Below are 13,289 nucleotides of genomic sequence, written 5' to 3' on the forward strand. Positions count from 1 at the left end.
TGTTCATAGCCGATATCACCGCTGACATTTTCTATGCGTGGATAACGCAGGACTTTTTGCCTAAACTTCTGCCCGCTTGCGTGATTGTCATGGACCACGCGACATTCCACCCACGGCAGGATATCCAAACCGCCATTGCCCATGCCGGGCATACACTTGAATACCTGCCGCCTTATTCCCCGGACTTAAATGACATTGAACCCAAATGGGCTTCAGGCCAAAGCCATCAGAAAAAGGGAAGGTTGTTCCATCGAGCAGCTCTTTGCCGCTTATGAAATTTAAATCATTTTATATAGGTTAGCGCGCGTACCAGAGTTCCTTTCAGCAAACGTGTCATTGCAACCATAGTGCGCAGGCGAACCAGCTGCTCCTTGCCATGGAGTGTCAGCTTGATTTCGGTTACCGGCAAATTCCGGATCGCATCGGGCATCATTTTGACCCCGCAAGTTCCGACTCGCCCGCATCCAGGCTCGGGTAATACGTCTGGCAACATCAATAATGCAGTATCGCATCGTGCTTGACCGGTGAGCTGCATCTTTGACAACAGCGGCCATACCAGCTGCGCTCGCATGAACTAGCATCGCCCAGCAACCGGACGGGCTTGTTCGTCATCCCGGGAGCCAGACTGCGCAGCAACGCCAGCGCAATAGTCAGCTTGTTGCGATTGCCAGTAGCGGGAGCTGAACGGGATACCATCGGCAGCAGATACTTTCGGCCTGCACTGCCCGGCACACTGGCGCCCAACGTGACCCGGCATTGCGCCAGCAGAAACTGCGGCTGGTCGTTCTTCCTGGTGTGATTGTGCCCAATGCCAATGGTGCTGCTCGGCACCTTCCCGGATTGGCGTAGAACCAGCGTATTGTCGATGACCGGATTCAACGTCTCCACCAGCAATGCATTGTTGACTACTTCGAACAAGGCTCGCGCCAGCCATAGCGTCCGGAGGCTGCCGCGTTCCAGGAGTTTGAAATAGGTTGTCCGGTGACGGCCTCAAACAATGGCACTGATTGCGCGTGTCACCCGGCTTCCGGGAGAAATCAGGCAACCGCACGGCAGTTCGATGAAAGTGGCGCGAGAATGCAAAGGTGGGGGCGACAAGCAGAGAGGTCATCTAATTTAGCGGGCAAAGATGGACAGTTTGAGCGTAAGAAACAGGACGCCAAATGAGGAGTAAAAAGCCCCTCATTGGTCACCGCCCTGCATATGCGCAAAATTCGCGTGCACAAGGCAAAAGTTTGATCGTACTTGCCATACAGAATTTCTTTTTTGAAGAATCGCCAATATAGCTGATCTCATAAAAATGATTAAAAATGCATAGGCGGCAAAAGCTGCGCGATGGAGCAACCTTCCCTTTTTCTGAATGCTTTGGCCTGGGCCCATTTGGCTCAATGTCATTAAAGTCTGGAGAATAAGACGGCAGGTATTCAAGTGTATGCCCGGCATTGGCAGAGGCGGTTTGGATATCCTGCCGTGGGTGGAATGTCGCGTGGTCCATGACAATCATGTAAGCAGGCAGGAGTTTGGGCAAAAGCTCTTGCGTCACCCACGCATGGAAGATGTCGGCGTTGATATGGGCTTTGAACAGGCCTACGGTCAGGAGCGCCTTTCCGATCAGGGCGTCAATGACATGGGTTCGGCCTCCTGCATGCCAACTCTTTACACTATGGCAATGCTCACCCACAGGTGCACAGCCATGCGTACGCGGCATGTCGTGCGCAAAGCCACTTTCATCAAGGTAAACGATAACGCGGCCTTCGCGCTCATAGCCTTCAATTTTTTGCTGGAAGATGCACCGATCTTCTTCGCTGGCTTTGGGGTGGCGCACGCTTTTTTACAAGTCACGCCCAGACGCCTTAAGCATGATGGATGCGCCTTAAGTGCTGACGCCAAGCTGTTTAGCGCGCTCGTACTGATGCGCGTGCGGATGATTCTTGACATCCTGTGCCAAAATTCCCATGTCAATCTTAGTTGAAGGCTTGTTGCGGGTTGTCCTGGGGCGAGAGTTTTGATCCAGCGCGTCGCACTGGCTATCTCTACGCAAAAAACTCTTGGCTACTTGCGCGATTGAGAGGTTCTCCTTCTCTCGAACGGACAATACCTTACGACGAAATGATATCGAATAGGTCATCCGTAAATTATAATCAATTTATAGGGGATATGCTGTAGTATGAAAGTAAGTCGCGGATTCAACTATGAAGTTCAACGCTTGGCCTGATCAATACCTGAGCGGGCGTCAGGAATCTAAGACGTTTACTCGATCAGCTGTTTAAATGTTAACGAGCTCAGCTTTTTTATGTATAATTAATTGGTAAGTAATTAATCTGTAAGTTAGAAATAGCAGTGTTGCCGACTATTATAGGAGCACGTGTATGAAACTTCTTGCAGTTGCTTTCACCGCTTATCTTTTTGTTATACCCATTCTTGGTCTTTCTCAGACTACCCGTTATGATGCAGTGCGCGCATTCCCGGTAACGCCTGCACCGATCAAGAACATCCTTGCTGCACGTCCCTTCACACTTGAAACACCTTACGCATACACCTGGAGCAAGGAACGCATCATGGTGTCGACGGGTGTTCTCATCGTTCTTGAGGTAGACCCGACATACGTCGTTCCGCGCAACACGCTGGAACCGGTACTCTACGCGGGCAATGTTCCGGTACAGCGACTGAACCACGGCAACGTCTCTGGTCGCGTCATAGGCATTGTGCCGGGCAGCCTCGATCTCGCCAGTACACTCATCTGGTTCGGTTCGCCGGATCTGCCTGAGCGCATCACGGCGAATACAGTCGAATCCGAACGCATACGCGCCGAAAGGGCCGGCATACGTGCATTCCCGGAAACGACGATTGCCAGTGTCTTGCACCCGCCTGTCGTCGCAAAGGATCTTGCGGCGCTGCTGCGCGATATCGGCGCTGAGCTCATCCTTGAGTACTCCCCGCAGGAAAAAGAGCTTGCGGAGTCTTGGCGCTTACCAACAGCGAAGGCGCCACCGAAGAACAAATCTGATTAGCGACAACCGTGTTTCGGATATAAATATTTGACATGGAGAGGTATAATTATGAACACGCACCTTCGGAGGCTTAAGGTCAGGTTCATCGCCTTCAGCCTGTTGTTACCGCTGTCCGTGGCGGCGGCGATCACGGAAACGGAACTCGCCGGCAATCCCCTCACGCAATACCCGTTCTTCGAATACGTGCGCGCGTTTAACGTCGACGCGCCGGTGAACGTCGCGATCGATCCGACGCGCTTCCCCGCCATTGTTGGCGTCACCTGCGATGTTTATGTCGTCAACCACAAGAGCGCGTCCGACTGGGCTATGAATCCCGGGCTCGTCGATGTGACACCTGGCGGAATGCAGACGCACACGTTCAGCGCGGGAACGATTCAGGAGAATACCTTTGAAGTGACTGCAGCCTCCACATTGGATGCCAACGCTGGAGAGGCCCTCGGCGTGCCCTACGACGTCGTGCTCGACTGCGACCAGAATGGATCTTTAAGCGATGGCGACTATATCGATGGCTTGAGCGGCGAAGCCGGGCTCTATATGGTATCCGACACGACAGTGGCAGGGCCGCATCCCGTCAGTGAACTGGTTTACAACCTTGACTCCACCGTCGCCGCGGATTTCGGCATTCCGGGCAACAAGCTTGGCCAAGACCTCTACTTTCCAACCAACATTGCCGCAATGGGGAGACTGCCTCTCGTCATCATCAGCCGTGGTAACGGCCATAATTTCCGCTGGTACGACCATATCGGAAATCATCTTGCCTCCTATGGCTACGTGGTGATGAGCCACGACAACAACACGCAACCTGGTCCAGAGTTCGCCGCGACCACGACACTCGGCCACACCGATGCATTTATCGATCAGGCTGAAGCAGGTGCCATAGCCGACGGCGCGCTCGTCGGGCACCTCGACACGCGGCGCATCGTATGGATCGGCCACAGCCGCGGCGCCGAAGGGGTGGCGATCGCCTACCACCGCCTCTTCGATGGCACGGCCACGCCGACTCATTACGGCCGAAGTGACATCCGGCTGATCAGCAGCATGTTACCGACGGATTTTAACGGTAGTGATATCGCTAATCCGCACGACGCCAACTATCACTTGTGGACGGCCTCTGGCGATTCGGACGTAGATGGCTCGGCAGGGAATGAGTGCAGCGACGATGGCGTCAATTTTCTTGAGCGGTGTCAGACCTTTCATTTGCTTGACCGCGCTACAGGCTACAAGCAGTCGACAATCGTGCAGGGAACTGGGCATGCCTGGTTTCATAACGGCGGCGACTCTTCCTCGTCTTCCTGGTTCACCGGCCCTTGCTCGATTGGTGAAACCAATACTCATCTCATCCTGCTGGGCTATCTACTACCGCTCGTTAAACACTACGTTGAAGGAAATGTTCCCGCGCTCGATTTCCTGACGCGCCAGTACGAGTCCTTCAATCCAATCGGTGTGCCGACAGACGATCCATGTATCGTCGTCACCCATGAATACCGAAACGGCGCGGCGGACGGCAATTTCATCATCGATGATTACCAAACGCAGCCCGAAACTAATGTGAGCAGTTCTGGTGCGGCGGTGACCTTCGACGTCGAGAACTTAACCGAAGGTCGTCTTGACGATAACAACTCCGACTTCGACTGGAATGCATCGGATCCTTTTAACGGAGCTACACAAGCCGGCACCACCGATAGCCTTACCATGCGTTCCGATAATAGCCGCGGCGTCGTGTTCGACTGGACGGACGCGGACCATTTCTACGAATGGCAGGTACCTGCCGGCGGTAACGATTTCACGCGCTTCAAGTTTCTGTCATTCCGTGGGGCGCAGGGCACGCGGCACCCGAATACCGTAGCCGAGCTCGGAGACCTCACCTTCACAGTCACGCTGCGCGACGGCGCAGGTGTGGTGAGTCACATCAACATCGGTGCCTACGGCGGCGGGCTCGAGGAGCCTTATCAGCGTGACGGCGGTTGGCACAACGAGATGGAAACCGTCCGCCTGCGCACGACGGATTTTGCCAACAACGGTACCGGCATCAATCTGACTAGCATTGTCGCGATACGATTCAATGTCGGCCCGTCATTCGGATCGAGCAAGGGCCGCATTGTCATCGACGATCTGATGCTCACCAATGATTTGCCGCCGCATTCGCTCACGGTCGTTGAGTGATCCGGCGCAGACGCGGCCCTCGTCCACTGCCAGCTCGGTAGCGGGCAGCCGCGTGTTCGTACGCTTCACCGGCCGGCACGGAACCTATCCGTCAGCCCGGAAATCTGAAGCTTTCTGTCGCTGACGAGCTTCCGGTATGAACTGCTGTCGATTTAGTGCCAATTGTTGAGAGAGTATCTGCATCATACGTTATGTATGAATGGGTATAAATTTTGTGATGAAGGAGCGAACCCAATTTAGGTACCGGAGGTTTATAAGCCAATGATCTATGTATCCTGATAGGATGGTACTGACGAACCCGTTGGTTCACGATAACTTACGCCTCCTGAACGCCATAGAAGATTTCTCCGTTGAGTAAATTGTCACGTAATGTTACGTTAAGGCTTTCATAACAGCCATTTTCCCATGGGCTGCCAAGTGTAATATAGCTGATCCCATATAAAATGATTCAAATTCCATAAGCAGCAAAGAGCTGTTCGATGGAACAACCTTCTCTTTTTCTGATGGCTTTGGCCTGGGCCCATTTTGGTTCAATGTCATTAAAGTCTGGGGAATAAGATGGCAGATATTCAAGCGTATGCCCGGCATTGGCAAAGGGGGTTTGGATATCCTGCCGTTTGTGGAAGGTCGCGTTGTCCATGACAATTACGCACGCAGGCAGAAGTTTAGGCAAAAGGTCCTGGGTCACCCATGCATAGAAAATGTCGGCGGTGATATGGGCTATGAACAGGTCTATGGTCAGGAGCGCCTTTCCGCTCAGGGCGCCGATCACATGGGCTCGGCCTGTTGCATGCCAGTCTTTTACGCCATGGGCGTGTTCACCTATTGGCGCATAGCCATGCGTGCGTGGCATGTCATGCGCAAAGCCGCTTTCATCAAGGTAAACGATGACGCGACCTTCGCGCTCATAGCCTTCAATTTTTTCCCGGAAGATGTGCTGCTCTTCTTCGCTGGATTTGGGGTGACGCAGGCCTTTTTATAAGTCACGCCCAGACATCTTAAAGCATGATTGATGCGCTTTAAGTGCTGACGCCAAGCCGTTTAGCTCGCTCGTACTGATACGCGTCCAGATGATCCTTGACGTCCTGCGCCAACATCTGCATGTCGATCTTAGTTGCAGGCTTGTTGCAAGTGGTCCTGGGCCCGGGAGTTTTAATCCAACGGGGTCACGCCCCTACGCAAAAACGCTGCGCCACTTGCGCGATTGAGAGGTTCTCTTTCTCTCGCGCGGAGAATACTTTACGGCGAAATGATATCGGATAGGTCATCCGTAAATTATAATCAATTTATAGGGGATATACTATATATGCCGTTTTAATCCTTTTATCCGTCAACCCTGTGCGCAAGCGATTAGCCACAAACTCTGGTGTATTGTCACTGCGGATGTATTCAGGCATACCGGAGCAATTATCATACTGGCTAGTTGGGCGATCACCTCACTAGCTCCTATGCGTCTGGCACAATAGATATCCAGACAGGTTCGACTGAAATCGTCGCTCATGGTAAGCCATACGAATCTTCCGGCCATAAGCGTCTCGGATCAGAACAATGTCATAGCTCCAAACATGATTGCGATGCTCTAGCCGTATGCTAAGACAACTACTACCATTGAGCCAAAGGTGACCCCGAGGCTTCTGCTGCTTAGGTATTTTCATTCCATTTCTAAATCAAAACTGACTTTGTCGGCTTCACCTTGCCGTATTATTTATACTGTCTGCAGCTCGCCTTCTCGTCGGTTTTGATTTAGAAATAGAATTAAAGACTGGAAAGACGTCCTTCCGGAAGGAAAAATGGCGTCATACTCCGCTGCTTGCGGCGGGGATAGTCATTTAATTTCCATCATCATTGAATTGAAGCAATCAGTTAAATGATCAAGCTTTTAGGCTTAATAGTTTTCCGTTACCGATGGGTAACTTTACTTCTTGTTTATGATCTGTACACTTTATCTGGCGGGCTTTTGGCGTTATTTCCTTGTTATTCCAGATGCATGTTAATAATAATTGTATGCATTTGCATTATTGCCAGCCTCTTTATTATTCCCTAGCATCCTTACCTAGATAAGTTGAAGTAACTTGATTCATTGATGCTTTGCATTAAATATCAAATTGTTTTATTAAACAGTATTGATAGACCTAAATATTAAGAGATTTTAATACAACAAATTTATTTATTTTTGGTATTAACGTTACTAAGCGATTTACTACGCTTGCGAAACTGCTTGAAATCAACTTATTGCCAAGAATAAGTTTTATTTTGGCGGCACAGCAAAGACTAGTCAGCGGCTGAGGGTAGTATTTTGTGAGCAACCAAAGGATCAAAGAAAAGCAGAATGTTTGTTAGTTCTAACTGACTTTTCAGTGGAACGAATGGATGAAATCAAGGAGCGTGAAATGACGATATTAAATGTGAAGTGGAAGTTGGAAATACATAACAAAACAACTGCTTGCATATCATACAAATAATCAAGATGAATATTATCCAATCTTGAGAATCCATCGAAATTTAAAAATCAAAGTAACTAAATTACTTCTGCATTGTTAGGGGTAATTTAAATTAATTCATGAGGTAATTTCTTTCAAACAATAGCCTAGAAAAAACGGGCTGTGATGTTACTTCATGAGTTCTTTGATCGTACCAACCATTATTGACATATTAAAGGAGGCACGAGATGAGTTCAGAAGATAACTACCCCTAACAACATGTTTGTTGCGAAAAATAGTTTCACAAATAATATTGATTACAATTAAAAGGAGCATACGATGAGTACACAAAATACAACAAGCACAAGCACCGCTGCAGGTGGTCAAACTACTGGCGCAGCTAATTCAGCTCTAGCACAGTGGTTAAAAGATCATCGTGTTGGTGGTGAAAATGCAGCCATCAACGCTGGTAGCCAAGCTGGAACTGCTGCGGGTGGCAAAACTGGAGCTGCTGCGGGTGGCCAAGCTGTACCCAACAACGGTGCAGGCAACAACGCTGCTGTACCCAACAACGGTACAGGCAACAACGCTGCTGTACCCAACAACGGTGCAGGCAACAACGCTGCTGAGCCCAACAACGGTGCAGGCAACAACGCTGCTGAACCCAACAACGGTGCTGGCAACAACGCTGCTGTACCCAACAACGGTACAGGCAACAACGCTGCTGTACCCAACAACGGTGCAGGCAACAACGCTGCTGAACCCAACAACGGTGCAGGCAACAACGCTGCTGAACCCAACAACGGTGCAGGCAACAACGCTGCTGAACCCAACAACGGTGCAGGCAACAACGCTGCTGAACCCAACAACGGTGCAGGCAACAACGCTGCTGAACCCAACAACGGTGCAGGCAACAACGCTGCTGAACCCAACAACGGTGCAGGCAACAACGCTGCTGCAGGCAACAACGCTGAGGGCAACAATACTACTAAGGGCGACAACGCTGGTGCTGAAAATGGAGCTAATAATGGCACGAACGGAAACGATACTATCGCAGCCCACGCAGGTGAACATTGCCGTGGTGGAGAAGGAGCAGATAATTTTGTTTTCCATGATCGTGAAGGACGCTGGGAAATTGGTGATTTTAAAGCGTCGGAAGGAGATACGCTGGATTTAAGTAGCTATGGCCTATCCCGTGAAGAATTAGCGCGTAATGTCACAAGTATTAGAATTGAAGCTGATAATCTTATCGTTAACTTTGGCGATAATGTAGAGATCAAGCTGGCAAATGTTCAGTCTGATGATATCTCTTGGGATAATGTCATTACGGGTGGTGACCAGGAAGGTGAAGGAAATAACTCTGGCGCTAGTGGTGAAAATGCAGCTACCAACGGTGGTGATAATGTAGCCAACAACGGTGGTGAAGGCCGTGATGGTAAAGACTATGATGGTAAAAAAGGTCATGATAGTAAAGGCCATGATGGTAAAAAAGGTCATGATGGTAAAGGCCAGGATGACGCCACTCAAGATGGTAACAACGCTGGTGGTGATAATGCAGCCAACAACGGTGGTGATAATGTAGCCAGCAACGGTGGTGAAGGCCGCGATGGCAAAGACCATCACCATGGTAAAGGCCATGATGGTAAAAAAGGTCATGATGGTAAAGGCCAGGATGACGCCGCTCAAGATGGTAACAACGCTGGTGGCGAAAATGCAGCCAACAACGGTGGTGATAATGTAGCCAACAACGGTGGTGAAGGCCGTGATGGTAAAGGCCATGATGGTAAAAAAGGTCATGATGGTAAAGGCCAGGATGACGCCGCTCAAGATGGTAACAACGCTGGTGGTGATAATGCAGCCAACAACGGTGGTGATAATGTAGCCAGCAACGGTGGTGAAGGCCGCGATGGTAAAGACCATGGTGGTAAACATGTCGACACACGTCCAGGTGAATCTTGCCGTGGGGAAGAAGGAGCAGAAGATTTTGTCTTCCATGACAAGGGGCACTGGAGAATTGACAATTATAATGGGCAGGAAGGAGACAAGCTGGATTTCACTGAGTATGGTTTAACTCGTGATGAGATAGCGAGTCAGATTACAAATATCACAATTGAGGCTGATACCTTCATCGTCAACTTTGGCGACGATGTATCGATTACATTAGTAGGTCAAGCACCTACTTGGGATAACGTGATTACCGCGGAAGGTTAATAGCGTATTAGAGGGGAGTATACCCCCTCTTGTTAAGGTTGAAAATTTGGGGTCAGAGTAACTAAATATATAGTTACTTTGGCCCCAAGTCTTATGTGCCCATTCTTAATAGTGAGATAGTCAGATCATCTGATTATTTTTTCTAAGCTCCTGGCGAAGTTTCTGACGCTCATAGTTAATTTAGCTCAAATTGTATGCATTCGCATTATTGCCAGCTTATTTGCTATGCCATAGTTTACTCATATAATAAGGTTTGCCTGAATCGATTTGTTGTTTCTACATGGTCTTGGGAGTCAAGCAGAATATAATTCAAATATTAAGTTATGTTGACCCAGTGATTTAAAGAAAACAGATAATTCACGCAGGAGTGAGTCTTCATGTTTTGAGGATCCGTTGATGAGTTTGCATCCATGAATTCAAATTCTTGCTGATTCGGATAAACAGAATCTAGTAGATCGTTTCAATAAATTTTTTACCGTTGGCGGAGTTTGTCGAACCCTATTACATCAACTTTCGATGAGCTTAGCCCGAACGATGCTTTTGTAAACTTGATGCTGGAACAATCTCCTGGGTTGAACGTTCATCAATAGTCCGGAGAAATGCCTAGTGATTAAAATTCACGGCTGGGCCACGCACGGTCCCAAGCAGAAACTTAAGCCATTTACTTATGAGGCAGGACCCCTTGGGCCGGAAGAGGTGGAAGTTGCCGTTGAATACTGCGGTATTTGCTATTCCGATATTGCGATGATCAATGATGAGTGGGGCTGGTCCCGTTATCCGTTTATTCCAGGGCATGAGGTGGTTGGGCGAATCGTAGCCTTGGGCGATCACACCAAGGGCTTGCGAATCGGTCAACGGGTCGGCATCGGCTGGAATGCCGGCAGTTGCATGCATTGCCACGAATGCATGACTGGTCACAATAACCTCTGCCTCGAGGTCGCGCCGACAATCGTCGGGCGCCACGGTGGTTTTGCGAACCGTGTTCGTGCGCATTGGGCCTGGACCGTTCCGCTGCCAGACATACTCGACATATCGTCTGCAGGGCCGCTGTTATGTGGCGGTGTCACAGTATTTTCACCATTGGTAACCTTTGGCATCAAATCAACTGACCACGTCGGTGTGCTCGGTGTCGGCGGTTTGGGTCATATGGCCCTCAAATTTGCCAGAGCTTGGGGCTGCGAGGTGACGGCATTTACTTCTCATCAATCCAAAGCTGATGAGGCACGAGGTTTTGGCGCCCATCATGTGGTGTTGAGCCATAATAGTGAGGCCTTAGAGACAATCTCCAGCTCGCTTGATTTGCTGATCATGACCGCCAACGTGCCGCAGGATTGGCAAGCGCTGTTAAAAACACTGAAGCCCAGAGGTCGATTGCATATTCTGGGCGTAGTGACTGAGCCGATACCGATTATAGCCATCGATCTGATTTTAGGACATAAGTGTGTTTCAGGGTCACCGGTAGGTAGTCCCACCATGATAGCCACGATGATAGAATTTGCCGCGCGGGCCAGTATTGCACCGCAAGTGGAGCATTTTCCGATGAGCCAAGTTAACCAAGCGCTGGAACATCTCCGCTCAGGCAAAGCGCGTTACCGTGTCGTGCTGGATGCAGATTTTGCCTGACTAAAGGAATAATTCGGAATAAGGAATGGAGTATTGCGTCTCTGCAAGGAGAGTATGGGGCTTGGACAAGAGACTATCCTTTAAGCAGGATGTGAAGCATAACGGTCACCAACGTAAAAATAGGAGAAGACGATATGACAATAACAGTTATTCAATATGTGTTAGGACGTCTTCGAGATCTTGGGATAACGGATATTTTCGGAATACCCGGTGATTTTTCTTTTCCAATTAACGACGCGATCTGCAACGATAAAAACATACGTTGGATCGGCTGCTGCAACGAACTAAATGCGGCTTATGCTGCGGATGGCTACGCACGCATCAGGGGATTCGGAGCTTTGTGCACAACCTATGGTGTAGGCGAGCTAAGCGCTCTCTGCGGCATCGCCGGTTCCTATGCCGAGAACTTGCCGGTGTTTCACCTGGTCGGCATCCCGGGGCAGGCGATGATGGAGTCGCGAGGGAAAGTGCATCACACTCTGGGTAACGGGGAATTCGACTTATTCTACAAGATGTCAGAGCCAGTCGCCTGTGCCCGTGCCATCATGACACCGGAAAACTGCGCAAGCGAGACTGAGCGATTGATTGCCGCTGCCTGTTATAATCGCCAGCCAGTGTATATGGCATTTCCGCTTGACTATGCAACCATGCAGGTACTGGGCCAGGCTGAACCTATTCCAACCCCTCTGAGCGACCCCATATCACTATCAGCTGCGGTCGACGCAATGATCGCTATGCTATCCGAAGCAAATACCGCAGTGATTATGCCAGGAAACATCACTTCGCGCCTTGGACTAAAGGACCAAGTCATGGCGCTTATCAATTCGTCAGGGTTGCCTTGTGCCACAATCGCCTCAGATAAGACCGATGTCGACGAAACACATCCGAATTTCATCGGCATATGGTCCGGACGATTGGGTATTCCCGATGCGACGCAAACCTTTGTCGAAGGTGCGGACTGTATATTAGGTCTCGGCGCTTACATGACTGATTTCTTCTTCGGGAAAATTGACCGCTCTAAAACCATCAACATTGAGCTGCATGCAGTCAGGGTAGGGCATGCCGTTTTTCGTAATGTCCAGATGGCTGACACCCTCGCAGAACTGATCCGGCGCCTGCCCAAACGCACAGACGTCAAAGGACCTACGCCTATAGGCCTGGGTGAGCCGGAAGGTAAGGGTAATGACCCGATAACAGCTCATGCGTTATATCCGCGCTGGGAGCGATTCCTGAAACCGAACGACATTCTGATTCAGGAAACAGGCTCCAGCGCTTTTCCGATGTTTTGCGCACGCATGCCCAAGGGCTCTGTGTTTCATAATCAATTATTGTGGGCCGCGATTGGCTGGGCAACGCCTGCTGCCTTTGGTGCTGCAATCGCCGATCCAAAACGGCGGCTGGTGCTTATCACAGGTGAGGGCGCCCATCAAATGACTGTCCAGGAAGTCGGCCAGTTTGGACGGTACGGGCTGAAACCGATCATCTTTGTGCTGAATAACAACGGTTATCTTATTGAGCGGGTGCTTTGTAAGAATCCCGATATGGAATACAATGACATTACACAATGGCGTTATCACCAGCTTCCGGCCGCTCTAGGTTGCAGCGACTGGTTCACAGCGCGGGTGACGACATGTGGAGAGCTGGATGCAGCCCTCGCGCGGGCTGAAAGTTCGGGAACAGGTGCCTATATTGAAGTCGTCACTAAGAAGTATGATACTCATCCAACAATGAAACATATTCATGAGGTTATCGCAGGGAATGTACGGATCAATTGGGATAGATAAAACGGAAATATATAATGATATTTTCATGGTTTGCGGCGTGAAATGGAGACTTGGTTGATCCGGTTCTGCCTACCCTA

At 49.9% G+C, this 13,289-nt stretch carries 15 protein-coding genes; 8 read left to right on the plus strand and 7 right to left on the minus strand.

The window, feature by feature from the left end; genetic code table 11:
- Window positions 1–275, plus strand: a 275-nt coding sequence (locus BM122_RS00005; RefSeq protein WP_177198003.1) for a transposase, incomplete at its 5' end; no start/stop codon positions are given.
- Window positions 276–283: 8 nt separating this feature from the next.
- Here the strand turns inward: BM122_RS00005 and BM122_RS00010 are convergent.
- The 4 genes from BM122_RS00010 to BM122_RS23820 all read right to left on the minus strand — a co-directional run bounded on the left by BM122_RS00010 (window position 284) and on the right by BM122_RS23820 (window position 2,128).
- Window positions 284–571, minus strand: coding sequence for a hypothetical protein (locus BM122_RS00010; protein ID WP_143083255.1), 288 nt, complete (start codon window positions 569–571; stop codon window positions 284–286).
- A gap of 3 nt (window positions 572–574) precedes the next feature.
- Window positions 575–1,111 carry a hypothetical protein gene (locus BM122_RS22105; protein ID WP_143083256.1) on the minus strand — a complete coding sequence of 179 codons (537 nt, stop codon included), beginning with the start codon at window positions 1,109–1,111 and terminating at the stop codon, window positions 575–577.
- 78 nt (window positions 1,112–1,189) lie between these two features.
- Window positions 1,190–1,825, minus strand: coding sequence for a transposase (locus BM122_RS23815; RefSeq protein ID WP_218151925.1), 636 nt, complete (start codon window positions 1,823–1,825; stop codon window positions 1,190–1,192).
- Between the two features lie 48 nt (window positions 1,826–1,873).
- A complete protein-coding gene (locus tag BM122_RS23820; RefSeq protein WP_218151926.1) occupies window positions 1,874–2,128 on the minus strand; it encodes an IS630 transposase-related protein in 255 nt (84 codons plus the stop codon).
- 241 nt (window positions 2,129–2,369) lie between these two features.
- Between BM122_RS23820 and BM122_RS00025 the strand changes: the two genes are divergently transcribed.
- Both BM122_RS00025 and BM122_RS00030 read left to right on the plus strand, forming a co-directional pair.
- Entirely contained in the window at window positions 2,370–3,011 is a 642-nt protein-coding gene (locus BM122_RS00025) for a hypothetical protein (RefSeq protein ID WP_074902472.1), read from the plus strand.
- Window positions 3,012–3,059: 48 nt separating this feature from the next.
- Entirely contained in the window at window positions 3,060–5,174 is a 2,115-nt protein-coding gene (locus tag BM122_RS00030) for an alpha/beta hydrolase (RefSeq protein ID WP_074902475.1), read from the plus strand.
- A gap of 316 nt (window positions 5,175–5,490) precedes the next feature.
- On the opposite strand, the gene BM122_RS25765 is transcribed toward BM122_RS00030, so the two are convergent.
- A complete protein-coding gene (locus BM122_RS25765) occupies window positions 5,491–5,622 on the minus strand; it encodes an integrase core domain-containing protein (protein ID WP_083398264.1) in 132 nt (43 codons plus the stop codon).
- On the minus strand, window positions 5,623–6,027 hold the full coding sequence (locus BM122_RS00040) for a transposase (protein ID WP_074902478.1): 405 nt from the start codon (window positions 6,025–6,027) through the stop codon (window positions 5,623–5,625). It lies immediately after the preceding gene.
- On the opposite strand from BM122_RS00040, the gene BM122_RS23825 reads away from it, so the two are divergent.
- Complete coding sequence (locus BM122_RS23825) at window positions 6,013–6,156, plus strand: hypothetical protein (protein WP_218151927.1); 144 nt, start codon at window positions 6,013–6,015, stop codon at window positions 6,154–6,156. The two genes, BM122_RS00040 and BM122_RS23825, sit on opposite strands and share 15 nt — an antisense overlap.
- A gap of 37 nt (window positions 6,157–6,193) precedes the next feature.
- On the opposite strand, the gene BM122_RS25770 is transcribed toward BM122_RS23825, so the two are convergent.
- Window positions 6,194–6,277 (minus strand): hypothetical protein, encoded by an 84-nt coding sequence (locus tag BM122_RS25770; protein ID WP_218151949.1) that lies wholly within the window; start codon window positions 6,275–6,277, stop codon window positions 6,194–6,196.
- Between BM122_RS25770 and BM122_RS23835 the strand changes: the two genes are divergently transcribed.
- From BM122_RS23835 to BM122_RS00060, 4 genes are all read left to right on the plus strand, one after another.
- Complete coding sequence (locus BM122_RS23835; protein WP_218151928.1) at window positions 6,245–6,382, plus strand: hypothetical protein; 138 nt, start codon at window positions 6,245–6,247, stop codon at window positions 6,380–6,382. The two genes, BM122_RS25770 and BM122_RS23835, sit on opposite strands and share 33 nt — an antisense overlap.
- A 1,551-nt stretch (window positions 6,383–7,933) precedes the next feature.
- Window positions 7,934–9,805 carry a hypothetical protein gene (locus BM122_RS00050; protein ID WP_074902480.1) on the plus strand — a complete coding sequence of 624 codons (1,872 nt, stop codon included), beginning with the start codon at window positions 7,934–7,936 and terminating at the stop codon, window positions 9,803–9,805.
- A gap of 606 nt (window positions 9,806–10,411) precedes the next feature.
- A complete protein-coding gene (gene ahr, locus BM122_RS00055; protein WP_074902483.1) occupies window positions 10,412–11,428 on the plus strand; it encodes an NADPH-dependent aldehyde reductase Ahr in 1,017 nt (338 codons plus the stop codon).
- Between the two features lie 134 nt (window positions 11,429–11,562).
- The gene (locus tag BM122_RS00060; RefSeq protein ID WP_074902486.1) at window positions 11,563–13,212 is read left to right on the plus strand and encodes an alpha-keto acid decarboxylase family protein; all 1,650 of its coding nucleotides are present in this window, start codon (window positions 11,563–11,565) and stop codon (window positions 13,210–13,212) included.
- Window positions 13,213–13,289 lie beyond the last annotated feature (77 nt).

The sequence above is a fragment of the Nitrosomonas communis genome, assembly GCF_900114745.1.
GTDB lineage: Bacteria > Pseudomonadota > Gammaproteobacteria > Burkholderiales > Nitrosomonadaceae > Nitrosomonas > Nitrosomonas communis_A.